Annotated in this window: 16 protein-coding genes; 8 read left to right on the top strand and 8 right to left on the bottom strand. The window is 44.2% G+C overall.

The features are described 5' to 3' along the window. The first annotated feature begins 2 nt into the window (after positions 1–2). The gene (locus MHUN_RS16955; RefSeq protein ID WP_052288771.1) at positions 3–2,114 is read left to right on the top strand and encodes a HAMP domain-containing methyl-accepting chemotaxis protein; all 2,112 of its coding nucleotides are present in this window, start codon (positions 3–5) and stop codon (positions 2,112–2,114) included. Positions 2,115–2,295: 181 nt separating this feature from the next. Further along, positions 2,296–2,424, top strand: a complete 129-nt coding sequence (locus MHUN_RS19650; protein ID WP_275039196.1) for a hypothetical protein — start codon at positions 2,296–2,298, stop codon at positions 2,422–2,424. Between the two features lies 1 nt (position 2,425). Here the strand turns inward: MHUN_RS19650 and MHUN_RS00065 are convergent, their stop codons facing one another. The 4 genes from MHUN_RS00065 to MHUN_RS00055 all read right to left on the bottom strand — a co-directional run bounded on the left by MHUN_RS00065 (position 2,426) and on the right by MHUN_RS00055 (position 7,546). Beyond that, positions 2,426–3,973 (bottom strand): ATP-binding protein, encoded by a 1,548-nt coding sequence (locus tag MHUN_RS00065; RefSeq protein ID WP_011447090.1) that lies wholly within the window; start codon positions 3,971–3,973, stop codon positions 2,426–2,428. A 109-nt stretch (positions 3,974–4,082) separates the two neighbouring features. Then, a complete protein-coding gene (locus MHUN_RS18000; protein WP_275039226.1) occupies positions 4,083–4,292 on the bottom strand; it encodes an ATP-binding protein in 210 nt (69 codons plus the stop codon). 25 nt (positions 4,293–4,317) lie between these two features. Next, a complete protein-coding gene (locus MHUN_RS00060) occupies positions 4,318–4,662 on the bottom strand; it encodes a hypothetical protein (RefSeq protein WP_048067158.1) in 345 nt (114 codons plus the stop codon). Next, complete coding sequence (locus MHUN_RS00055; protein WP_011447089.1) at positions 4,637–7,546, bottom strand: PAS domain S-box protein; 2,910 nt, start codon at positions 7,544–7,546, stop codon at positions 4,637–4,639. Before MHUN_RS00055 ends, MHUN_RS00060 begins: the two co-directional genes overlap by 26 nt. A gap of 124 nt (positions 7,547–7,670) precedes the next feature. On the opposite strand from MHUN_RS00055, the gene MHUN_RS17995 reads away from it, so the two are divergent. Next, a complete protein-coding gene (locus MHUN_RS17995; RefSeq protein WP_011447088.1) occupies positions 7,671–9,923 on the top strand; it encodes a PAS domain-containing protein in 2,253 nt (750 codons plus the stop codon). A gap of 48 nt (positions 9,924–9,971) precedes the next feature. On the opposite strand, the gene MHUN_RS00045 is transcribed toward MHUN_RS17995, so the two are convergent. Then, positions 9,972–11,582, bottom strand: a complete 1,611-nt coding sequence (locus tag MHUN_RS00045; protein ID WP_011447087.1) for an IS1182-like element ISMhu2 family transposase — start codon at positions 11,580–11,582, stop codon at positions 9,972–9,974. A 69-nt stretch (positions 11,583–11,651) separates the two neighbouring features. Between MHUN_RS00045 and MHUN_RS00040 the strand changes: the two genes are divergently transcribed. From MHUN_RS00040 to MHUN_RS00030, 3 genes are all read left to right on the top strand, one after another. After that, positions 11,652–13,274, top strand: a complete 1,623-nt coding sequence (locus tag MHUN_RS00040; protein WP_239441542.1) for a methyl-accepting chemotaxis protein — start codon at positions 11,652–11,654, stop codon at positions 13,272–13,274. A gap of 8 nt (positions 13,275–13,282) precedes the next feature. Further along, on the top strand, positions 13,283–13,792 hold the full coding sequence (locus MHUN_RS00035; protein ID WP_011447085.1) for a chemotaxis protein CheW: 510 nt from the start codon (positions 13,283–13,285) through the stop codon (positions 13,790–13,792). 254 nt (positions 13,793–14,046) lie between these two features. Continuing rightward, positions 14,047–15,285, top strand: a complete 1,239-nt coding sequence (locus tag MHUN_RS00030; protein ID WP_011447084.1) for a PAS domain S-box protein — start codon at positions 14,047–14,049, stop codon at positions 15,283–15,285. A 311-nt stretch (positions 15,286–15,596) separates the two neighbouring features. On the opposite strand, the gene MHUN_RS00025 is transcribed toward MHUN_RS00030, so the two are convergent. Next, on the bottom strand, positions 15,597–19,796 hold the full coding sequence (locus MHUN_RS00025) for a PAS domain S-box protein (protein WP_011447083.1): 4,200 nt from the start codon (positions 19,794–19,796) through the stop codon (positions 15,597–15,599). Further along, positions 19,793–22,912 (bottom strand): PAS domain S-box protein, encoded by a 3,120-nt coding sequence (locus tag MHUN_RS16945; protein ID WP_011447082.1) that lies wholly within the window; start codon positions 22,910–22,912, stop codon positions 19,793–19,795. The genes MHUN_RS00025 and MHUN_RS16945 overlap by 4 nt, the downstream gene beginning before the upstream one ends. 196 nt (positions 22,913–23,108) lie before the next feature. Here MHUN_RS16945 and MHUN_RS00015 point away from each other — a divergent pair, with 196 nt between their 5' ends. Both MHUN_RS00015 and MHUN_RS00010 read left to right on the top strand, forming a co-directional pair. Beyond that, positions 23,109–23,711, top strand: coding sequence for a chemotaxis protein CheW (locus tag MHUN_RS00015; RefSeq protein ID WP_011447081.1), 603 nt, complete (start codon positions 23,109–23,111; stop codon positions 23,709–23,711). Between the two features lie 365 nt (positions 23,712–24,076). Then, on the top strand, positions 24,077–24,463 hold the full coding sequence (locus MHUN_RS00010; protein ID WP_011447080.1) for a tetratricopeptide repeat protein: 387 nt from the start codon (positions 24,077–24,079) through the stop codon (positions 24,461–24,463). Positions 24,464–24,701: 238 nt separating this feature from the next. Here the strand turns inward: MHUN_RS00010 and MHUN_RS18840 are convergent, their stop codons facing one another. Next, entirely contained in the window at positions 24,702–24,869 is a 168-nt protein-coding gene (locus MHUN_RS18840; protein WP_158498254.1) for a hypothetical protein, read from the bottom strand. Positions 24,870–24,967: the final 98 nt, after the last annotated feature.

Below are 24,967 nucleotides of genomic sequence, written 5' to 3'. Positions count from 1 at the left end.
TAATGGATATAATTTCAAATATTCGGATAGGACCGCGTCTTCTTATCGGTTTTATCATAGTCATCCTCCTGATGGGCCTTGTTGGAGTGATTGGGTTTATCGGGATGAATTCTATCAGCATCGGGATGGATAAGGTCTATTCTGATGGAACAATACCGCTTCTTGAGGTATCAGAGATCGAAACCTCACTCAATTCAATTCGTGCACTGGTCTTTCGGATTGTCGCTATTCCTGCAGAACGGACCCAGGATTATGATCGGATTACGAGTGAGATACAAAAAATCGATGAAAAGATTGCACGTCTGAAAACAGTTTCATTATCGCCCGATGTACAGCAGAATCTTAAAAAATTCGAAGAACAATGGAATGCGTATAAATCGGCTGCGCAGGGAGTATTCTCATTATTATCAGAGGGAAAGACCAATGAGGCACTGGTTTCCATAGCAAATGGGGGAGAACACTCGAATGCACGCCGGGCTACCGTCGATACGTTCGACAAATTAAAATCCGGTATTCTCACCCATGCTGAACAGATTGCACAAGAGGGTCAGGCTGAAAAGGATCGGACCGTTCCGGTTATGATTATTCTGGGCTTCCTTGCGGTAATTATTGCCCTGGGATTTGCATTCGCGGTGACAAGAAGTATTACTCTGCCTCTACGGCAGGTCATGGACCAGTTTGACCAGATGAGCCAGGGAGTTGTTTCCGGTCGTCTGCATCTGGAACGAAAAGATGAAGTCGGAGAAATGGCCGGAATGTTTGACCGTTTTTCTGATTATCTTGAACACGACGTGGTCGGGACCATGCATCAGATTGCCGCAGGAGATCTCTCTGCAGATCTCACGATAAGAGGTGGGAATGATCAGATCACTCCCGCTCTTAAAGATACCCTTGCGTCACTAAAATCTGTAATAACTGAGTTAAAGATCTTGTCCGAACGGGCATCAGCAGGAGATCTTACCGTTCGTGGAAATCCCGGTGATTTGGCAGGTTCATATCGTGAGATCATTATAGGTTTTAATGCAACGCTTGAAGCACTCATTCATCCACTGAACGGTGCAATTCAGCTCTCAAAGAGTTATGCCGATTGTGATTTTACTGCCCGGTTCCCTCATGACATCCCGGTAATGGGTGATTTCCTTGCATTCAGGCAGGCCCTTGATGCCATTGGGAGCGAGGTCTCAAAAGCACTTGAGATTGTGACCAGGCAGATGCATGATCTCGCTGTTCATGCGACAAAAGCAACAGTTGGTATTGACGATGTCAGGCGTGGTGCAGGGATTATCGCTGATAATGCAGACCAGACTAAAACCAACGCAGAACAGAGTGAAGAAGGAATCTCCCAGGTGCTCCGGGCCATGGAGGATCTTACCAGTACCGTTGCATCGGTGTCTTCCAATGTCGAAGCAGTTGCCCGTGCCGGAGCTGAAGCCGATGAGCTGGCACGAAAAGGGGTTGATTCTGCAGCGAGTGCTGAAAATGGGATGATGAGTATCAAACGTTCATCTGACGAGGTCGAAGTTGTGATCCGGGATATCCAGTCTCAGATGAATGAGATTACCAAGATCATCGGGATTATCACCGACATCTCTGAACAGACCAACCTTCTTGCCCTGAATGCAGCAATCGAAGCTGCCCGGGCTGGCGATGCTGGACTAGGGTTTGCCGTTGTAGCCGGTGAAGTAAAGGCACTTGCGAACCAGACCGGTGAATCTGCACAGAAGATCGCAACCATGATCAGTAATCTTGAGTCACAGAGTATGAAGGCCGTCACCGCAATGGAACAGGCAGGTTCTGCTATCAACCAGGGTGAGAGAGCGGTTCAGGAGACCATATCGGCATTTACTGATCTTACTAAATCCGTGGCGGAGATCAGTCATAATATGACCAGTGTGGCCGGAGCAACAGAAGAACAGGCTGCTTCTTTTGAAGAGATTACCGCAAGTATTAACGAGATGAGCGGACTTGTCAAGAACACTGCAAAGGATGCTCTGAATTCGTCGGCCACTGCAGAGGAGGCCCTGACTGTGGTTGAGCAGATAACAACCATAATTAATGAGATTAATGAGGTTGTTTCGGTAACCAATGATGAGATGAAACGATTTAAGATATAAATCTTAACCGTCTTTTTCTTTTAATTATTTTTAAAATCCATCTTTCAAGTCGAAATGCCGGGAGGCAATCAGGTGCAATCGCGAACATATTTATTACCGGTATTCTCCCGATCACGATTGACAATCTTACCTCTGCTATAATATCGAACACGTTATAGCATTTCATCCTCAGCTTGAGGGTATGCCCGGATTTACCAAACCTGATATCCGGAAAGCAGATCTGTCACTTCATATCATCTCCTGTTTTGGCAATACAGGATACAAGGTATATGATGTGAGTCCGATACTTCTGGAGCGGGGTGAATTATAGGTTATCCAACTTCCCATTTATCGATATTTTTTGTTTCCGGGTTAAATGTAATTCCAATCTCGTAGATCTTTTTTTGATCGGAATAGTATTTTTCTGCATATCTCCTTTCTCTGATCTGGGTCAGAGGGCTTGTATCCCTGGAGGTATCAAGGCCTAGTACTTTAAATTCAAAAATCCATATCCCGGTTCTGGTTTTAACGGTGAGATCAATCCTTCCCTTATTTGTTGTGTCTTCAGGAGTAATCTCATACCCCAGACTGGCAAAGTAGGCATACAGGACAGTGGCATAAAATCCTTCAAATTTTTTTATCTGGGTTTTTCTGTACCAGTCATGGGGTATGGATGCAAAGAATGCATGTATGAGTGAACGTAATTTTTCTGTATCTCCAGACTCAAAAGCCGTCCTGATTAGGGGAAGTGGAACCTGTTTTTTCGAATCAAAAAGGAGTAGTATTTGTTTGTTAAATGCCTCCCTGACCTCTCTGTTTGGAAACCCCAGAGTATACCAGGTTCCTTCACTGGCATTGCTTACCCATGAGCGGATCGTAAGATATCCTGTCTGAAAGAGGAGCGTCTCTAACCGGATTGAATCGGTATCAAAGGATCCCAGTAACTCCTCACCGGCGATGAGATTTTCATATTCTGCAGGAAGACGTGGGGATTGTTTCCACAGATTTATGAGAAATGACGGGGTGCCAGTTTCAAACCAGTGGGCCTTATATATTCCCTGGTCAAAAAGCAGAAGAATGTCAAAGGGATTATAGACTGGCTGGCCTGTCCAGCTGTATCCGTTATACCACTCTTTGACCTCGTGCTTATGAAACTGGCAAAGCCATTCTGCAAATACGTTCTCCAGATCCTCTTCTGTATACCCACAGATTGCTGAATACCTGCGGTCAAGTGTGATATCTTTCAGGTTATTCAGTCCTGAGAATATTCCGGTTTTTGAGAACTTTGAGACACCTGTGAGCAGAACAAATTTCACATGGACATCAAGTGGTTTTATCGCTCCATAAAAATCTTTTAACAGATCCCTCATATCAGTGGCGAGGTATGAATCACCCAGATTATCCAGGATTGGTTTATCATATTCATCAACAAGTATAACAACCTGTGATTGTGTTTTTTCAGAAATTTGGGGGATGAGGGTGAGGAGCCGGTCACCGGGAGAACCATTTGAAGGCCCTATGGAGTACTTATGTTCCCAGCTATCCAGGATCCTGTGCAGGCGGTTTGTCAGGTCAGATTGACTCCGGAGTGTTCCTCCAGCAAAATCAATTCTGAGAACCGGATATATGTGTGAAAAATCCCACCCGGATTCCACTGCGTGAAGATACAGACCTGTGAAGAGATCACTCCTTCCGGAAAAAGCACACTCAAGGGTGTCAATGAAAAGACTTTTCCCGAATCTCCGTGGACGAGATAGAAAATAGTATTTTCCTTCCCGCACAAGAGACGCAATATATGGCGTTTTATCCACATATGCATATCCTCCGGTTCGAATCTCCTGGAACGACTGAATACCGATGGGAAGTTTTCTCTGAGTCATGTTATTGATGAGTATTTCATTCCGTTTTGATGATCGTACACTTATATGTTCTGGCTGTTAGAATTACCGGTGAAATACTCTGCGAAAAAAATATTTTTGACGCGCCTTATCACGAACCTATCCGAAACCTACCCTTGGGAACCGAGATAATGAATTGAGCTCCCATCCCTGGCACTCCCTTCTCGGTGATGGTCAAACCAGTAATCTGTAAAATCTCCCTGATAAGAAACAGTCCTAAACCGGTATCTGAACCGAACCCAATCTGGAAAATTTGCTCTTTCACATCATCTAAAATTCCACACCCATTATCCTGGTATATGATATTCAGATTATCCTATGATGATTCAACGTGAATAAAAATATGGGTGGCCCGGTCTCCATGCCTGATTGAATTGTCTTTTAGATGGTGACCTTCCCCATGATGTCTCTGCGGTAATGGTACCCGCATCCCGGCATATTTCACGGTAATACTCAAAAACCGGAATCCTTTCATTGAGGATAGTATCCACCAGCATCGGACGGTTGTCCCCGTACAGTGCTCGTGCATACATCCCGTCTCCCTTCCCGATTATCTCATCTCCCGAAATTCCGGTAAGGGCAGCCTGAGCCCGGTTCCAGGCTATTACTTCACCGCTCAGGTTAATGGTAAAGGGTGGACCCGGATCATGGTTCCTCCTTGTCCAGGTCATAACATGATCCGATGTATCCGGTAAATTCTCCCTTCAGATCATAGATGGGGGCGCCATAGTCGGCAATCCGGTGATATGAGCCATCATGGTGGCGGAGCCGGTATTGTATATAAAATGGGATTCTTTTATCAAATGAAGAGAGGTATTGTGATATGCACCGATCAAGATCATCCGGGTGAACTCCGGTTGCCCATCCGTCATCATATTCCTCTTCCAGAGTCCTCCCGGTAAATTTCAACCATGCTTTGTTGAAGTAATTACATTTTGCATCAGGCCCGGAGCGCCATATTGGATTAGGAAATTCATCCAGGATCTTCAGGTAATAATCCCGTGAGGCTGCAAGTGTGAATTCACTTTCCAGCAGGGCAGTGATATCACGTGCTGCTGCGAATACTCCCTGTATATTTCCGTTTTTATCCCGGTATACTGAAGCGTTGTATAGGACCGGAGTGCTATGACCATCTTTATGAATAATTTCAAGCGGATAATCCCTGACATACCCTTGTGAGAAAACACGTTCATATCCCTCCCTTGCTTTTTTGGGGTCTTTAAAGTATGCGCAGAAATCCGTTCCGATAAGGTTCTCCCTGGCATATCCGGTGACCATCTCGGTTGCATGATTGACATCCTGAATCTTTCCATCCTGACCGATGGTCACCAGAGGGTCAAGGGATGCCTCTATCAAATTTCGTGTGTAATTATGAGACTCTTCCAGTTTTTTCTGGAATTTTACGATCTCTGTGATATCACGTGCTGCTGCGAATACTCCCTGTATATTTCCGTTTTTATCCCGGTATACTGAAGCATTGTATAGGACCGGAGTGCTATGACCATCTTTATGGATAATTTCAAGCGGATAATCCCTGACATACCCTTGTAAGAAAACACGTTCATATCCCTCCCTTGCCATCACCGGGTCCGAAAAGTACGAGCAGAAGTCTGTTCCGATAAGTTTCTCGCGAGAAAATCCTGTTGCCATCTCGGTTGCGTGATTGACATCCTGAATCTTACCATCAGGACCGATGGTCACGAGTGGATCAAGGTTTACTTCAATGAGATTCCTGCTATAGACGCTGGCATCTTCAAGTTCCTGTCTGAATTTGGTTATGTCTGATATGTCCCGGGCTACTGTGGAGAAGAGCATCTCTTCTCCTTTGCCTTGCTTATGAGCGATGATTACTTGCGATACCGGGATGATGGTTCCATCCGTTGCGATAAGTCTGGTCAGTCCCTGCCATATCCCCTCCCTGATGGCAATACTCCGACCTTCAAGAATCTTTGTCCATTCATCAGAAGTCATGAAACTGGCATTATTATATCTGGTGATATCCTCGGTTTCAGGTATTTTCAGGATCTTTCTTCCTGCCTTATTCATATAGAGGAGATCTCCATGAATATCTGAAATTCTGACAATATCTGGAGTATTTTCTATTATGGCACGAAGCCTTTGATTATGCTCTTCAATCAATTTTGATTTGGTAATATCCCTGCCGATCCCCCGATACCCGGAGAACTGATGTTCATCATTAAACAGTGGTATGCCGGAAAATTCAATCCATACTTCTAATCCGTCAGATCGGGTCATAGGGAATGCAATCTGTTCAAATGGCGAACATTTAGCCCCTGAAAAATAGTGCTCGATATGATTCCGGTAATCCGGATTAATTTTACTCCAGATTTTTTTCCCGACTAATTCTTCGGGAGAATACCCCAGGATGGATGTTGCTTTTGGATTGATGTATACGATTGTTCCAAAGAGATCTGTTTCCCAGATTATGTCGGTGGTAATCTCAGTCAGGTTCCGGTATTTTTCTTCACTTCTTTTCAGTGCCAGTTCAAGTGACTTTCGCTCGTCAATCTCTTTCCTGAGTTGGGCCGTTATCTCACGAAGTTCAGATGTTTTCTCCTGGACATCCTGATTAAACTCTTTTTGGAGTCGCAGGTAGAGATTCTCTCTTTCACGCTCATCGGTGATATCTCTGCCATATCCGTGAAGTTCAGTCAGGATGCCCTGTTCTCTGACCGGATGAAATACCCAGGTCTGCCATCGCACAGATCCGTCATTCATCACGACCTGAATATCGCTGACTGTCGGTTCATTCAAAGACCAGTTTTTTAAAACATCCTCTTTGATTCGGGTAAAATCATCCTGGGTGGCTAGAGGGATGCCATTCGTGTGCAGAAGATCTGACGCCCGTGCATTGCAATAAGTGGCATACGATTCATTGACATACAGAACATCTCCCTCGGCGTTCAGATGAAGGATAAAGTTCGGCGTCTCGCGAGTCAGGTACTGGTAGGTTCTGATGTGGCTCTTCTCTTTTTTATGGGAGGGTGCATTGTTTGCCTGTTCGGCAAGGATAAGTGCAAGCCCCTGTGTCCCATCATCAAATATACAGGGAACAACGGTGAGATCAAATCCTCGTTTACGCCAGGATATCTCTTTATAAAGAGGGGGTGCGACTGCTCCATTCCGATATTCCTGTATGTATTTTTTTACAACAGGATTGGTAAATGCCGGATGAAATATTTCTGAAAATGGTTTTGATAATAATTCATTCTTATCTGATCCGGTCATTTCCCTGCAATAGCCTAAAACCTCCTTGACATACAACAGCTGGTCAAGACCGATGACACAGCCACGGGTAATCAGTGAAAGGGCATGGAATGGTATTCTCGTCGTTTTTTTGTAAAGCTTCACTTTTCCATAGGATCGCAGTTCAACCCTGCCCTGCATGTGAAGAATGGACAGATATTTTGCAACCAGGTTCCGGTTCATGTTGAGGGCAGATGATATCTCCCCGATACTGGCTCCCTGTGGAGCGTCGGATAATAATTCCAGGATACGTGAACTGGTTGCAATGTCACTCTCCTGGCTTGGCATATGTTTCTGGTTTTAATTCAGAGATAATAAGGAGAGCGATATGCATGGCATTATTGCCCGGCAAATAAGCCGTGTTATACTCAATCACAGTTTATACATATTTACTGAGTATTGGTGATATCGGATGACTTTTGATAGAGATGATTTAGGATTCTGTCAGAATGTTCTGAACGGGGTTGCAACGCCGGTTATTCAAATAAGTCCTGACAGGACAATTCAGATGATCAATGATGCCGCTCTTGAAATACTGGCTTTGACCCGTGAGCAGGCTGTTGGTCAGAAATGCCATGAATTATTCAGAACCGACGATTGTGATGGTGGGGAATGTGCTACCCTTCGGGCTATGAGGGAAAAGAGAAAGATTGAGAGTGAGACTGTTGCTCACATACGGGGAAAAGATATCCCCATCCATTACTATGCCTCTCCATTGTTCAATGATTCAGGTGAGGTCATTGGAGCAGTTGAATATTTTGAGAATCTCACTGAGATCAAGAAAAAGGAAGATGATTTAAGACGCGCCGGAAAGGAGATTCAGGGGGTACTCAATGGTGTTGCAACCCCGGTGATTGCCATTGATATGAGCCAGAAAATTACTTATATCAATAATGCAGGAGCAGACCTCTTTCAGAAAAAACCGGAAGATTTAATCGGGACAATTTGCCATACCCTGTTTCAAAATGATGTTTGTCAGGGTGGGAATTGTGCGACCATGCGAAGTATCCGGGAACGTCGGGTTATCACTGAAGAGACGGTTGCCCACATCGGTTCAAGGGATATTCCCATACTCATCACCGCAACCCCGATAGTAAATGATGAGGGGGTATGTACCGGTGCAGTAGAGTTTATTATTGATCTTACCTCTCAAAAAGCAGCAATCCAGGATGTTCTGACGCTCACCAGGGCCGCCGTAGAAGGTCGTTTAAATACCCGTGCAGATGCAAGCAAACATCAGGGTGATTTCCGGAAGATCGTAGAGGGTGTGAATGATACTCTGGATGCGGTTATCGTGCCGCTCAATGTTGCCGCCGGTTATGTCGATCGTATCTCGAAAGGTGATATTCCAGAAAAAATCACTGATACGTATTATGGTGATTTCAATACTATCAAGAATAATCTGAATCAATGTATCGACGCAGTCAACGCTCTGGTTGCCGATGCAAATATGCTAAGTAAGGCAGCTGTAGAAGGTCGTTTAAATACCCGTGCAGATACAAGCAAACATCAGGGTGATTTCCGGAAGATCGTAGAGGGTGTGAATGATACCCTGGATGCGGTTATTGGTCCCCTGAATGTGGCTGCCAGATATGTTGATGATATATCCAGAGGTGACATTCCTGCAAAGATTACTGATAACTATAATGGTGATTTCAACACCATCAAGAATAATCTGAATCAATGTATCGACGCAGTCAACGCTCTGGTTGCCGATGCAAATATGCTGAGTAAGGCAGCTGTAGAAGGTCGTTTAAATACCCGTGCAGATGCAAGCAAACATCAGGGTGATTTCCGGAAGATCGTAGAGGGTGTGAATGATACCCTGGATGCGGTTATTGGTCCCCTGAATGTGGCTGCCAGATATGTTGATGATATATCCAGAGGTGACATTCCGGCAAAGATTACTGATAACTATAATGGTGATTTCAACACCATCAAGAATAATCTGAACTCTTGTATCGACGCTGTCAACGCTCTGGTTGCCGATGCAAATATGCTGAGTAAGGCAGCTGTAGAAGGTCGTTTAAATACCCGTGCAGATACAAGCAAACATCAGGGTGATTTCCGGAAGATCGTAGAGGGTGTGAATGATACCCTGGATGCCGTCATCGGTCCATTACATGACATTTCTGCTGTCCTTAAAAGGATGGCTGTGAATGACTACTCACATGGCATAGAAAAGAAATATCTTGGTGATTTTGCACTTGTTGCATCTGATGTGAATGAAGTGAGGGACCGGGTTAATCATATCGCAAACTCCATAATTCAAATAAGCAACGGAGATCTTTCAGAGTATAATAATTTTGTAAAAGGTGGGAAGAGGTCTGATGAAGATATACTTGTTCCCGCATTTATTAAGGTGTATGAAACCCTTCAGGCATTACAAAATGAATTGATTCGGTTAACCGAAGCTTCAAAAGCGGGAAAATTATCTGAGCGTGGAAACCCGGATCAGTTCAAAGGAGCATATGCTGATGTCATCCGGGGTATGAATCAGATGCTCGATGAGATTCTTATCCCTATTGGAGAGGGTAACCGTATTCTCGAGCAGATTAGGGGTGGAAATCTCCGTGAAAAAGTAGAGATCGTTTGTCATGGTGATCATGAAAAGATGAAAAACGCGATAAATGGTGTTCATCTTTGGAGGGTGTTGCACCAATGATCAATATCATGCAGGATCACAAATGATCGATCTCTACCCCTTAAGCTATCAACCAAAATAGACTAATTGATGTATGAACCTGCATGTATCAATTCCCACTTTACATACTGTGTTTGCAAAAATATAGGAAAAACCTGAACCTCTTGACGGTTTTATAATATTCGTAGCAAATTCTTTAATTTTAACTATACCCTCAAATCTGATAAGTTTTTTTATATTATGCACTAATGCAGCTAAAAAGAATTCTCCCTCGCAATTCTCTTTCCCTTTTTGAGAGAAACTCCTAAACCTCATATTATGTTTCATATTACCAAAAACTGGTTCGACCATGTATTTTCGTTTTCGATATAACTCTCTACCAGTGGGGGATTTCACACGTACTTCCATAACTCGTTTACAAATTTCCTGAGTTGTTGCTTGTTTCTCTCTGTTCATAAAAGATTGCCAAACAAACGTCCCGATACTTTGCAATTCCGGAAATGTGATTATTTCTCCCATACAAATCGCCCGACATATCATTTCCATTCGTGAGATATACCCATCATTATCTGAATATTCTGGAATTTTTCTTTCTTTAGAAGGAGGGATGATGAGTTGAATGCCATAATCCAATTCTGCTAAAGAATTCGGGTATGAGAAATAACCTGCATCAGATAGTAGTATATTAGGCGAAATTGATGGATGAATACCCGTAAAAAGGTCTTCGAGTTCATTTAGCATAGGTATTAATAATTTTTTATCGTTTTGCTCATCTGATATCATTGCAGCGAGGATAAATTGATTTTCAGAAACGATAATCTGCCCATTATACCCTTGAATCCAGCCATTGGTGGTTGACATTATCTGACTTTCAGGATCAGTGAGATTTACTTTTGAATCTGAAGATGGCTCTTTTTTAGGCTCTAAAGGCTTTCTACCTCGTTTCTTTTTACCCGATTCTAATTCTTCTTTTTCGCGGTCCAGAATCTTTTCTTCTTGTTTTTTAGATTCGATATCATGTCGTTCAATTAATTTCTCTTTAGCCCGATTAAGAACTTCCTTTCGTTTTTCTTTTGTTGAAAGATGCTCAGGTAGTCGGTTAATCTCCATATCCTGAATATTTATATCATCGTTTTCTAACTCATCAATTTCCTGTGATTCATCAAAAAGCCGACCTAGCTCTGCTTCAAGGTATTTTAATTTTTTATTGGCTGATAAAGAGGCATTACAGCCAAATTTTGATCCATCGAGGGCTAGGACACCGATTCTTGCTATCCCGGATTCTACGATAATTTGAGATAATTGTTTAAAAAGGGATTTGATTTCTTTTGAATTATTCTTCTTGAAACGATAGATCGTTGTATGGTCAGGTGTAAGATTATTGGCGACGATCCGATATCCAATATCATAATGGCAGCACATCTCAATTTTTCTGCTAGATTTTTCTCCACGAATCATTGAATAAATTATTATTCCAAGCATTGAACGAGGATCAAAAAAGGCAGAACCGCGACCATCGTCACGATATTTATTAATAAATGGACTAATATCGAGAATCGAAAGAATTTCTAATATGCCATAAGTAATATCATTTTCAGATAGCCAGTCCATCGCATTGACAGGGAGTAAAAATTGTTGTTCATTACCATATCCTCTAATCATGTTATAGCGATGAGACATATAATATATTGATCTTAATAATATATATAATTAAGCTTTAATAATTTATATTAAGCTTTTTTTGTGTTTGTGCAACAGCCTCTTTGGCTTTCAGACTTAATTGTGTACGTGACAAAACTATCTGAGGGCGATATGACTGCAGATGTTCAAAAAGCCTCAGAAAAAGATCAAATTCATGAATATTTGATACAACTACGGGATAATATTAAAGCATTAGTGGAGGATGCAAATTTACTTTCCAAAGCAGCTGTAGAAGGTCGTTTAGATACCCGTGCAGATGCCTCCAAACATCAGGGCGATTTCCGGAAGATCGTTGAGGGTGTGAATGATACGCTAGACGCGGTTATTGGACCGCTCAATGTTGCTGCGAGATATGTTGATCGTATTTCCAAAGGAGATATTCCGGCAAAGATCACTGATAACTATAACGGTGATTTCAACACCATCAAGAATAATCTAAATGTCTGTATTGATGCTGTCAACGCTCTGGTCGATGATGCAAATATGCTTTCCAGGGCAGCACTTGATGGAAAACTTAAAACACGTGCAGATGCCTCCAAACATCAGGGTGATTTCCGCAAGATCGTACAAGGAGTCAATGAGACACTGGACAGTGTTATCGTCCCGGTGAACGAAGCCCTTCGCGTTTCCAAAGAATATGCAAATTCCAACTTTACTGCACGGGTGGATCCATCACTGAAGGTATCAGGTGACTGGGTAGAATTTAAAGACGCCCTGAACAATATCGGTATCCAGATATCGGCAGCTGTGGGTCTTATCAATAAACAACTTCTTGACCTTGCCTCCAATGCTGAAGAAGCGACCGCAAGTATTGAGGAGGTTTCAGCCGGAGCACAACAAATTGCAAAAAATGCCGGGGAAGTCAGTTCTAATGCAATACGGGGAGAAGATGGTATTCACCAGGTTCTCAAAGCTATGGAAGATCTCAATACCACCGTTGCTGAAGTATCCCGCCGTGCCGAGGAGGTATCATCCACCGCAACCGCAGCAAACGGGTATGCAAAGAACGGGGTTGAACTGGCACAAAAATCTGAGACGGCAATGGAGGAGATCAAGCGGTCATCGTCTGAAGTTGATCAGATAGTCAAAGACATCAATCAGCAGATGGATGAGATCGGTAAAATTGTAAGACTCATTTCAGATATCGCAAACCAGACCAACCTTCTTGCCCTGAACGCAGCTATTGAAGCAGCACGGGCCGGTGAAGCAGGACGAGGATTTGCGGTAGTTGCAGCTGAAGTCAAATCCCTTGCCCAGGATTCACGTCAGTCCGCCGAGAATATTGCAGATATGATCATGGCCCTCCAGACAAAAGCCAAAAAGGCGAATGATGCCATGGGTCATGCAGGAGAGACTGTTGCCATGGGAAGTTCTGCCCTTTCAGAAACGCTCGGGGCTTTTGAGCAGATTGCAGCATCCATTGATGACATCACCCGGAACGCAACCGATGTGGCATCATCATCAGAAGAACAGGCAGCATCAGTAGAAGAAGTAACCGCCAGTATTAATGAAGTAAGCGGGCTGGTTCAAAATACGGCAAAAGAGGCAGGAGATGCAGCAGCTGCAACCCAGGAAGCTTCGGCGTCTATTGACCAGATCAGTAAGATAGTTGCAAATGTGAATGAGATCGTGGAAATTGTCTCCAGTGAAATGGCGAAGTTTAAAATTTAGAGGGAATCATGGAAATTGCTGATCTAAAGATTCATACTGGCAAAAAGGAACAGGATGATGAAATCCAGGTTGTTGAGTTTATTATTGGAGAGGATAAATTTGCAGTGAATCTCTTTGATGTCCGGGAGATCGTTGAAGCCTCAAAAATTACCCCTCTCCCTCACGCTCCATCCCATATCAGAGGAATCATTGATCTTCGCGGTGAGATAACCACGATCATTGACCTTCGTCAGCTCCTTCAGATTGCAGCAGCAAAAGACAAGTCTTCTGCAGACCTCCGGTTTATTGTTATGGATGATACGGTCTCGTCACAAAAAACCGGAATTGTTGTGGATGAGGTTACTTCAGTTCTGACCGTGCCGGTCACGGACATTGATCAGGCTGCACGGGGTGGCACTGAAGAAGAGGGGCATATTCTTGGGATAATAAAGAAGGAAGTAGGTGAGCGGGGAGAGAGCAGAAAAGAACTGGTTATCTGGATTGATGTCCGTAAGTTGATATCAGATATGAATCAGTAATAATAATATATCTTAATTTCATAATTATTTCTGACTCCTGTTATTGAAATGACGGTCTTCCGGTTTTATGATGCTATATGGCTTGAATATGTACAGCACAATATAACGTATTTATCGACTTATGGACTACCTTTAATCAGGTTTATGCAATCTACTGATCTTACCATCAGTATTAATTCCTTCCAAAAAATGTTCTTTGGTCTCCCATATCAGCGATGGAATCGATTAGTCTCATCTGAATCCGGAGTTATATAATGGATAACTCAAGGCGCCAGATCCCTACCCCTCTCCCAGATGCTCCTGATCAGCATCCTCTCCAGAAAAAACCCGAATACACTGAAGATTACCAGAAACTCTATAACTCTCTTATCCTTCAAAATGCTGAAATCTCTGTTTTAAATGAGGAACTCATCGCTCAGCAGGATGAGCTGCGTCTCCAGTACCAGCAGCTTGCCCAGGCGGAGTATGAAATCCGTAAGCGTGAGGAACAACTGCGGTTTATTACCCGGCAGATTCCGGCAACTCTCTGGGTTGTTGACAGGGAGCTCAATTATCTTCTATCAGAAGGAAAGGGCCTATCCCTTATTGGTCTTACCCCCGGAGAAGTTGTCGGACAGAATCTTTATGATTTTTTTCACTCTTCAAAAGGGAATCACCCGGCAATAGAGGCGCATATCCGTGCATTACGCGGAGAAGAAGTAACATTTGAATATGATCATAACGGGGTAATCTTCCAGACCTCGCTCACCCCTATGACCGGACCGGATCAGATAATCAACGGCGTTATCGGGATTGCATATGATATCACAGAGCAGGTGAAAGCCGCTGAACGGATCAGGTTTGAACGGGAACGTGCACATCAGTATCTCAACGTTGCAGAGGTGATGATTCTGGCCTTTGACCGGCATGGCACAATCACTCTTATCAACCGGAGAGGGTGTGAGTTCCTGGGTCTTTCGCATGATGATATCATTGGAAAAAACTGGTTTGATCAGTTTCTTCCCCCCTCTGAATGGGCCCTGACACGGCAATTCTTCCATGAATTCTTCCAGGGCTGGTATGGAGATTGTTCACGGTTCAAAGGGGAAATTCTAACCAGTGACGGTTCACCCCGGTTCATCTCATGGTTTATGCATGCGATTCGCTCTCCTTCTGGCAAATGCATCGGAATTCTTGCTTCAGGGAAAGACATCACCCGGGAACGGCAGCTCGAAGATGAAAAAACTGCAGCAGTCAGACAGATAGAGAAGAATATTGCAAAACTAGCGGTTCTCAATGACCAGATCCGCAATCCTCTCAGTATCATCCTTACGCTGGCAAGTATGTCTGATGACGTGGAATTTGCAGAGAAGATCAGTGAGCAGGTTGCAAAGATAGATTCCATCGTGAATGATCTGGATCACCGGTGGATGGAGTCTGATAAGGTCCTCGAGTTTCTTCGAAAACATCATAATTTTAATACAGCGTCCATTACTGACGGGGAATCGAAGTAAACCCCCAGAGATATTGAAGGACTTTTTTTGAGCGAACGTTCAGAAAAGTGTACTTTTGCAACACTTTTATGATCCAAAAAGTGTACCATTCGTACAGAAAATGGAACGTAAAATCATCCCCTGTCTGGATGCATGGAAAGCTGATCCCCGGAGAAAGCCTATAATTATTCAGAGAGCACGGCAGGTTGGATGAATATTCTATTCTGATACCATACGATCGAAAAGTCTGATGCGATACGTCGAATTGTATAATCCTCCCTATGCGATTCGTGTTTCAACGAAAAATTTCGGATCAGATTCATCGATACGTTCTATTCTCCTGTATGCTCTCTTCTGTCTGAATTTGTAGTGGTATCGGAGGTACTTCTTCTATATCTCCATTTCCCCTTAGGGATATGTATTTCAAATCTGGACCCCTTTGTTTCCATTCCAGATTCGCATATGGTCAGGCTGTTTATCGAAAGCATCTCCCTCGCAAGAAAGAGACCTATTCCCGTATGTTTTCCATGGCCATATCTGAAAATTGCATCTTTCTCTACATCCGGAATTCCTACACCGTCATCTTCGCAGTAAATTATCAGACCTCCCTCACGCTCCTGGGTGTAAAACCAGACTTTTGTCAGGTTCTGTCCATGTCGAATAGCATTTTCATACAGGGCCTTGAAAACTTTTTGAATCATCGGATCTGTAAAAACCTCAATGTTCTCCGGAACAGAATTTTCAAAAAGGATATCCCCTGCCGCAACTTCTTCCCGAATCGAGTCTATGATCCGGTGGAGGACCATCCACAAACTCTGTGAGGAGGCAAAATTATCGTACTCCTTGGTAAACTGTAATACTCTCTCAATCCTTCGCAGTCCTTCCTCAGATCTCTTGATAAGTGAGTAGATCTCCGTAAGGTCGTTGGTATCAAGGGCAAGGTCATGCATGAGATGCATTGCCGTCAGCTCATTAAAGATGTCATGTCGGTTGATCTGGGTGAGGAGCAGTAACTTCTGTGTGGAGTCTTTCAGTTTAGTCTCCATCTCCTTCCGTTCGGTAATATCCTGGTTGACCCCGAAGAGCCTGGTAATCTCTCCTGCATCATCCCGGTCAGTCTTCAGCCAGGTGGTCACCCAGAAGGTGCTGTTATCCGGACGGCGTAGCTCTCCCTCGATTATCATCTCGAATTCGGGATCAGATGATTCTGCTGCCTTTTGTATTATCTCACGTACCTGACTGGCATATGCCGGGACGATGAACCTATCTGCAAACTCATCAGCTGACATCTGGTAACCACCAGCCTCTGCAGCCGTTATCTTGAGCATGGAATAAAACAAGTCATTAAAAGTAAACATCCCGGTCTTCAGATCATACTCCCATGCTGCCATTTTTGCAATCTTCATCGCTTCTGATAGTGAACGGGAGAGAACGAACAGTTCATGTTCTGCCTGTTTTCGCTCCGTCATATCTTCATAAATTGCGACCATCTCTCCTGATGGAAGTTTGTAGACATAATTTTCCCTCCATCCGGTCACCCGGTTGTCCTTGTAAAATGAGATCGGAAATTTTTCAGGGATTCCAGTCTCGTATACTCGCTGAAAAACCTCAAAAAGACCAAAATCCCTGACCCCGGGGAATACTTCCAGAACACTTCTCCCAATAATGTCTGTTCTTTCTATTTTCTCAATCTGTTCACCTGCACGATTAAAGTCTGTAAAGATGAAATCAGTTCCGTTATCTACCGGCCGATAAATGGCTACTGCAACAGGCAGATTATTGAAGAGTTCATAAAACCTGGTTTCACTCTCAATAAGTGCCTTTTCTGCCCTCTTTTGTTCGGTAATGTCGGTAAGCATCGCAAAAGAGCCGTTGAACGTTCCATCTGCATTTACCAGAGCGGTTGCTGATACATGCAGCCAGATCCGGGATCCATCCTTTTTCACAAACTCCTGTTCATACCGCTCATTCTCTCCATGCATCCGGTGGATCATCCTTTGTGCATGATGATCAAGTTCCTCTGGTGGCATAAATGATGTGACATTTTTCCCCAGCATCTCTTCAGGAGTAAACCCGAGCATCTCTGCCATCCGTGGATTTACATATACCGTATTCTTCTGTCGATCCATCTGCCAGATGCCCTCTTGTGCAGTATCAACTATTCTCCGGTACTGCTCCTCCCGAAGAGTCAGCTCTTCCCTGATTGCATGCTGCTTCGTAATATCCAGGGAAAGGGAGAGCACTGCCTGCTCGTCATCCTGGGAAAACCTGAAAGGAATCAGCCGGTTATAAAAGTATTTGAGCTCCCCCTGCATCATTACCGGAACCTCACCGGCAAACGGAATGCCGGTATCAATGGTTGTCCGGTAATTCTGAATCAACTCTTCTGCTTTCTCTTCAGATACAAAATCCCTGATGTTCTTTCCGATTACAAACGATGGATCCTTACCTGAAAGATTCCTTGCTGCGGTGGCATTTGCATAGATGAATGTCCCGTCCCGGTCAATGACAGACATTGTCTCCTGTATTGCATTGACAAGAGTCCTGAATCGTTCCTCACTTTCTTTGATCTCTTCTTCTTTGTGCTTCTTCTCTGTTATGTCTGTAGCAATTTCCAGTCGCACAAGTCTTCCGTCCGTCCACCTGATAGCCCGGTCCCGGCAGTCAAACCACCTTCCGGTTCTGGTATTATAATATTCCCACCGGTACACACCTGTTGGCCCTTTTTCATCAACGAGGAGATGGTTTGTGCAGAACTGGCAGGGACCATCTGCATTATTCTGGAAATAGGTGTAACATTTCTGGCCCAGGATATTTCCAAATATATAACGACCCTGTTTATTCAGGTAGAGGATTTCATACGTCTCCATATCTGCTACATAAATCAGGGCATCAATACTGTCCAAGATGGTATAGAGTTGTGCCTGGAGCTCTTCGATAAAGAGTTCATATCTGCCGGATGGGCTAAAACCCGATTTTTCACCGTTCTGATGGATATCTGGTAATACATCCGGGTATTTGTTGATGTCAAATCCGGTCTTTTCGAAATCATGCTTCTTCAGGAAGTTCAGAATCTTTTCTGATTTTATCCACTCCCGGTCAAGACTATTTACCATCTCATCTATCCTGCTTATCTCTGCAAGAATGAGGTCTGCAGTCTGTGTATCCGCAGCCATTTCAGTGAATGTTGCGATGATGGTGAGGGGATTTCTGATACCGTCATTGAGTATGGCCAGTTTTGCAATATTTTCCTGTATCTGGGCAGCAGCCTCATCTTTTTCCCGCTCTAGCTGCCGTTCTGCGGTAATATCCCTGCCCTGAGCGATAGTTGCACGGGGTGTCATCCCATCAGGATCATAAATGGTTGCCGAGTTCCACAGGACTGTCTTTATCTCACCATCTTTATTTAAAAGAGGAATTTCTGCGGTCTCCCACCTGACCCCTTCAAGGGTTGTCTGGATGAGCCGCATCGAGCGTTCTGCCTCATCAGGAGGGAAGAGGGTCTCGAGCTTTTTTCCCACGATCTCATTTGCAGGTTTCCCAATAAGAAGTTCGAATGCGTGATTTATTCGCGTAATGGTGAATGAGGGATCCCAGACAATAATGGGCACATTTGCATGATTAATAAGATTTTCAAGAAAGCTGTTCGTCTCTTTGAGCTGTATCTCCTGTTTCTTCCGCTCGGTTACATCCTGAATCAGAGTTGCAAACTGGCCCTTGACCGGGGAGTATGCAGTGACCTCGTAATATTTTCCGAGTTCATGACTGAAATTCTCGAAATGCACTGTCTTTCCGGTACGTGCTACTTTTCCGTATGTTTCAATCCAATATGACTCCACACCGGGCAGGACTTCAGTTACCCGCTTTCCGATGATATCTTTGGCTGAAAGTCCGGTAATCTTCTCAAATGCCGGGTTTATTTCAAGGAACCGGTAATCAACCGGAACATCTTCTTCGTTCCAGATAATTTCATGCAGAGCAATACCTGCTTCGCTGGTGTTGAATAAAAGGCGATATTTTTGCTCACGTTCTTCAATCTCTGCCTGTGCCGAGAGGATCTCTTCAAGTTGCTGCTTCAGCTCCTCTTCGGTTGATGAAAGTTCTTCAAAAGTTGCCTGAAGTTCCTCATTCTTCCGTACAATTTCATGCTCTGATCGTTTTTTATCGGTAATATCCGAGGTATATCCGATATAACAGGTATCAGAAATTCTGACTGCCTTTACTTCCCAGTATCTGATCTCTTTAGACTTCGTAACATACCGGCAGTCTCCTACCGCAGATCCGGTCTCCTTGACCTGTGCGAAGTGTCTATATGCAAATTCCCGGTCATCAGGGTAGACGAACTGTATGAGGTTTTTTCCGATGAGCTCATCTCTGGTATACCCGGTCATGGTGCAGGCAGCATCATTCACAAAGAGATATCTGCCCTGGTCGTCGGCAACAAAGATACCTATTGGTGCGTTTGAAAAAAAAGCCTCATAGGGTATCTCCTCAAATCCAGGAATCGATTGGTCTGACCCAGGATCAGTCATCCTCTCTCCTCCGGTCTCTGATCTGTTCCAAGACGGAACATCCCTTTTGGAACTCGGATCTCAAATCTGGCCCCCTCCCCATCTGTGCCGGTTTCGGTGATGGTCATGCCGGTGATGGAGAGGATCTCTGCTGAAAGAAAGAGTCCGAATCCGGTATTACACCCGACGCCTCTCTCCATGATCTGATCTTTCATCTCCGGGGCAACACCCGCTCCGTCATCCTCAATAATCCATATCAGATCTTCACCGTCCGTTCGGTAATATCCGAATATCTTCGAGAGCTTGGCGCCACCATACCGAAGGGCGTTATCAATCAGGTTGTATATGACCTTCTCCAGCATGGGATCAGCAAAGATCTCTATCCCTGACAGATGTTCTTCAACCGTTATCCTCCCTGTATCAAATTGATCGGATGCTTTCTGAAAACAGCGGGAAAGATCCTGCCAGATTGCCTTTTGCAGTCCCAGAACCTGATAATCATGGGTAAATTTGATCTGTTTTTGAATAGTCAGTGCGTATGCCTCAATCCGGTGGAGGTTTTCTCTGACAACAGGCGAGAGATCTGATCGTGGAATACTATCAAGGAAGAGGAGAAGACCCCCAAGTGAATTTAAGATATCGTGTCTGGTGATACTGGATAGAAGCTGAAGTTTCCGGTTCGCTTCGATTATTGACTTTTCGCTCCGTTTCCGTTCAGTGATATCCCGGCAGATGGAAAGGACCACCCGTGATCCATGAAGCTCGAAGAGATGTGCTGAAACCTCGACCGGAAAGATAGAGCCGTCTTTCCTGACATGGGTGCCTTCAAATAAGGCATGTCCTTCACTGATAAGCTGCCTGGTGATATCCGGAGCAGCCTCTTTGTCAGATAGGGTATTAATATCAAACACCGCTTTCTCAAGGAGTTCCTCATGTGAATACCCAAGAGCCCTGCAAGCTGCATCATTGACCTCAATGAATCGCCCATGGGAGTTATCATCATGCAGTTCATGGAGGAAAATGGCATCTGATGCATTGTTGAAGAGCTGGCGAAACCGTTCCTCACTCTCCCTGAGTGCCTCTTCAGCCTTTTTCTGACTGGTGATATCATGAAGGAGTTCAACAATAAGCTCTGGCTTTCCCTGATCGTTGAGGATAGGATTACTGGTGCATTCAAGGAACTTTCCAATTTCAGGGCTATATCTCTGAATTGTATATAACTGTCCTCGTGCAATAGCTTCACTGGTCGCACAAGGAACACAGGGGGTATCCCTGCCGATGAGTTCATAGCATTTCTTTCCCACAACTTCAGAAGCGGATAGACCAAGAGCCTCATACCCTGCTTTATTATACCTGACAACCGAATGGTTAGGAAGCTGCAGGCCCACGATATCATGGATGCCATTAAGCATACCCTCAATGATATTATTTGCCTGAATGAGTTCCTGTTCTGCCATTTTTTTATCAGTAATATCAATGAAAGATGCCATAATGGCCTGAGGGGTGCCTGATTCATCCAGTATGGAATGGGCTGAAACTAAGAGGATCGCATGAGAACCATCTGTCCGTTCAGCTTCCATCTCTCCCTGCCATTGTTTTGCAGTTTTGATTGCCTCGATAACTTCTGCAGCCTGGTCATGGTTCTTCCAGAATGTAATCGCACTCTTTCCGATCACCTCATCTCGATGATGATAATTCCAGATTGACAAAAAAGCAGGGTTTACATAAGTCAGTATTCCTGAGAGGTCTGCGATAGCAATCCCGTTCATCGATGATTCAATTGCATAATTCTTAAGAAATAAAGCCTCCCTGGTCTCTCTTTGATGTATAATCCCCCATAATTCATTTCCAAAGGCAATGAGTGCCTGACTGTCGTCCTCATTATATGGACGGGTTTTATTTGCTACCGCCAGAAGAGCAACGATCCTATCCCCGTCAAAAACCGGAACCTCCAAAAACCTGGTGATAGGAACATGGCCTTTTACAAATCTTTTTTTACCGGAGTCTAGGTCCTGAAATGAATTCAGGATAAGAGGCTTTCGCGTTCTCAGCACATCCCCCCAGATTCCTGAATCCGCAACCTGGAAATTCTTCTTCTGTTCCTGTACCCTGCAAGTCTCTATAACCGAAGGTGACCAGGCATGGATGGTGACTTCGGTCTCATCAGGATTAACAAGACCAATAAATGAGAACTGACTCTGAGTAATCTTCAGACATGCATTTATTGCATAATCCAGAAGCTCTGCACGTGATGGAGCATTCAACCGGTTCAGTTCAAGGAAGGCTGATATCCGCTCTGCATGGAGGGTAACCTGTTCTTTTATTGCCCGAAGTCCGGTAATGTCTGATAATATCGAATAAACTTGAAAGGGTTTCTCATCTCCATTCCGAAACAGGGGTGTGGCATCCACGTGAATCCATCGGCATTCATCATCATCCGAATGGCAGATACCCATAATGGTATCGGCAATCACCTTTCCCGTGTGCAGGGCCTGTGTTGATGGCTGCTTCTCTACCGGAAACGGAGAGTTGTCTTCCTGAATCATGTGTAGGGATAACTCATCCCATCGCTTTCCGGTAAGTTGATCCAGAGGGATCCCAAGGATTCTTTCTGCTGCAGGGTTTGCTTCGATGATTGTACCGTCCCTGTCCTGGTATATCACTCCCTGCCCCATCGTTTCAAAGAGTATCCGGTGTCTGGTATCCTGTTCATGAACTGCTCGTGCCGATCGTGTACTGCATACTGCGGTTCTCACCTTTTGGGCCAGTTCTGCAAACTGGGATCGAATTTCACCGCCTTTCTGAACATAACCGTCTGCACCGCGTTCAAATGCCTCAATAACAACCTCCTCCCTCCCCTTTCCGGTGAAGATAATAAATGGGGTATCATCCCCGCGTTCCCTGATAGCCTTGAGGAGATCCAGTCCGCTCATAGATTCCATCTCATAATCAGCAATGATGGCATCGTACTCGTTTTCTGAAAGTCTGGCAAGGGCGGAGGATCCTGATACTGCAATATCAACATCAAAAGAGAAACATGTCTTCAGATACTCACGGGTAGCATGCAGAACCACATCCTCGTCATCAACAAGGAGTATTTTTAAAATATCTGATGAGGTGCGTGAGGAGGTATGCATATATTTCGTGACCGTGGGATAATTGATGAGGTTTATGTCCTGTTATAATAAGGAATTTTCGTAGTGCACTGTATAATCCTGTGAGGTCGCTTCAATTGCGGCCTGATTACTTAAATCCGGTTGATTCAGGATTTATTTACCTGCCTCTGGTATGTCCATTTTCCCTGTATGCCAACCGACAGGGGTAAGTTTATGAATGAATAAACCAAGTATCAGGAGAGGATATATCATGGCAACCTATAGTGTTGAGGCCCAGGCAGCCTTTGATGAGGAAGGACCTGCAATACAGGCTCCCGTTCAGACAACGTCACGGATCAGGACAAAGGGGGCAGGGACCATCCAGGTCGTTGAATTCATCCTTGGTAATGAACTCTTTGCAATTGATCTCTTTGATACCAGGGAGGTGATCACCCAGACCGAAGTAACTCCGCTCCCAAACACCCCTCCTTATCTAAAGGGTATCATAGACCTTCGGGGAATGATAACCACCATCATTGACCTGAAAGATCTCATGCATATCACCACCGAATCATCGGGGAAGAAAAAATCCCGGATCATCGTGCTTGATCGTTCGATAACAGAAAAGCCAATCGGCATCCTCGTGGATGATGTCTTCTCTGTTACAACTTATGGCAATGAAGATATCGACAAGGAGAATACATCATCGCAGAAGACTCACCGGGACATTCTGGGTGTCATCAGGAAGAAGACAAAAACAACCGGTGAGAAGGATAAAAGCGGACTGGTTGTCTGGCTTGATATCAGGACCATGATCGAAAAAATCGCCGCTGAGCTCTGATCCCGTGTCCGGATCTCCCTCGTAAATATCCTTTTATGTGGGGGAAATTTTTATTTGCCTATCATAATTCCCTGTTTTTGTTTTATTGCATGGCATTACTGACGTGCATATCTGAATGGCATATCCTTATCAATATACTCTCTAAATGGAAATTACCTCAAGTACTATCCCATAAATGATGAACATTCAATGCATAGGTCAGTTCTTTACCGGACAAGAGAATCGCCGTATGGATCTGATATGTATCATCTGAATATTCTGGTTGCAGGCCAAAGACCGGGAAAGGTAAAAGGGAGTCTTAAATGTGTGTGTGACGAGCGTCTTGGGGTATTTTTACCGGTCTTTGTTTTTAGGACAGGATACACATGTCAACAGAGGGAACGTCAGCTTTTGAACGAATGTATGCGACAATCGATCCCTTGATTGAATCAGTTTTTTGTGCTGCTGATGAATGTCAGATAAGGGGTGAGTATGAGATCGCAATCAGGCTTTACAAAGAGATTATTGAAAAAGAGCCGAATAATGGGCGGGCATTTCAAAAGGTTGCAGATTGCCTGGATCATATGGGAAACCATGCAGATGCACTGGTCTGGTATGATAAGGCACTCGAATCTGATCCGAACAATGCAGAAGTTTGGTACAATAAAGGAATGACTCTTCGAAAGACCGGGTACCAGGAAGAGGGGCTTTCATGCATTCAAAAAGGGATCTCCCTTGCCATGAGTGCTCCTTCCCCCCGGTACCGGGTATAGTACGAGATCATTCTACTTTTTTTGTACTCTTCACACTCTCACTCTCGTCCGAAAAATATTACATGTAATTCTGCAATGCATGGCAGAATTGAAATGCAAATGCTTATCCATCAGGGATAGATATTATTAGTCAGCCTCCAGTTCAGTCCTGATCGGATATCAGTGTACATATTCTCATGGGGGCATGTACAGATGAATATGTGCATGGAAACAGGAAAGAGGGCCTGTTTCACTCCAATCAGTACGTAGTACCACGAGCTTTGTCGTGATATGTTCCAAAGAATGCAGGAAACTGAAATGATCGCTCATGGAAAACAAACCGGATCTCCGTCTTTTTCTTCACCAAAACCACGCACATCTTCAACCGGATATCCGGATCTGTCATCCGTAAAACCGGATTATGCATGTTTTTCACCAGGATCTTTGAAACCCTGGCACTGGTCTTTGGAAACTCGGGATATATAGGTCGATAGGGCTTTCCTATCACGGTATGTGCAGCCGTGA

The organism is Methanospirillum hungatei JF-1 (genome assembly GCF_000013445.1).
GTDB lineage: Archaea > Halobacteriota > Methanomicrobia > Methanomicrobiales > Methanospirillaceae > Methanospirillum > Methanospirillum hungatei.
Note: the sequence above shows the minus strand (reverse complement) of the source record. Positions and strands in the feature narration are given on the sequence as shown.

Excerpts from the sequence above, each read along its gene's own strand:
- MHUN_RS16955 (WP_052288771.1), top strand. The coding sequence starts at position 3 with ATGGATATAATTTCAAATATTCGGATAGGACCGCGTCTTCTTATCGGT.
- MHUN_RS19650 (WP_275039196.1), top strand. The coding sequence starts at position 2,296 with ATGCCCGGATTTACCAAACCTGATATCCGGAAAGCAGATCTGTCACTT.
- MHUN_RS00065 (WP_011447090.1), bottom strand. The coding sequence starts at position 3,973 with ATGACTCAGAGAAAACTTCCCATCGGTATTCAGTCGTTCCAGGAGATT.
- MHUN_RS00060 (WP_048067158.1), bottom strand. The coding sequence starts at position 4,662 with ATGACCTGGACAAGGAGGAACCATGATCCGGGTCCACCCTTTACCATT.
- MHUN_RS00055 (WP_011447089.1), bottom strand. The coding sequence starts at position 7,546 with ATGCCAAGCCAGGAGAGTGACATTGCAACCAGTTCACGTATCCTGGAA.
- MHUN_RS17995 (WP_011447088.1), top strand. The coding sequence starts at position 7,671 with ATGACTTTTGATAGAGATGATTTAGGATTCTGTCAGAATGTTCTGAAC.
- MHUN_RS00045 (WP_011447087.1), bottom strand. The coding sequence starts at position 11,582 with ATGTCTCATCGCTATAACATGATTAGAGGATATGGTAATGAACAACAA.
- MHUN_RS00035 (WP_011447085.1), top strand. The coding sequence starts at position 13,283 with ATGGAAATTGCTGATCTAAAGATTCATACTGGCAAAAAGGAACAGGAT.
- MHUN_RS00030 (WP_011447084.1), top strand. The coding sequence starts at position 14,047 with ATGGATAACTCAAGGCGCCAGATCCCTACCCCTCTCCCAGATGCTCCT.
- MHUN_RS00025 (WP_011447083.1), bottom strand. The coding sequence starts at position 19,796 with ATGACTGATCCTGGGTCAGACCAATCGATTCCTGGATTTGAGGAGATA.
- MHUN_RS16945 (WP_011447082.1), bottom strand. The coding sequence starts at position 22,912 with ATGCATACCTCCTCACGCACCTCATCAGATATTTTAAAAATACTCCTT.
- MHUN_RS00015 (WP_011447081.1), top strand. The coding sequence starts at position 23,109 with ATGAATAAACCAAGTATCAGGAGAGGATATATCATGGCAACCTATAGT.
- MHUN_RS00010 (WP_011447080.1), top strand. The coding sequence starts at position 24,077 with ATGTCAACAGAGGGAACGTCAGCTTTTGAACGAATGTATGCGACAATC.
- MHUN_RS18840 (WP_158498254.1), bottom strand. The coding sequence starts at position 24,869 with ATGCATAATCCGGTTTTACGGATGACAGATCCGGATATCCGGTTGAAG.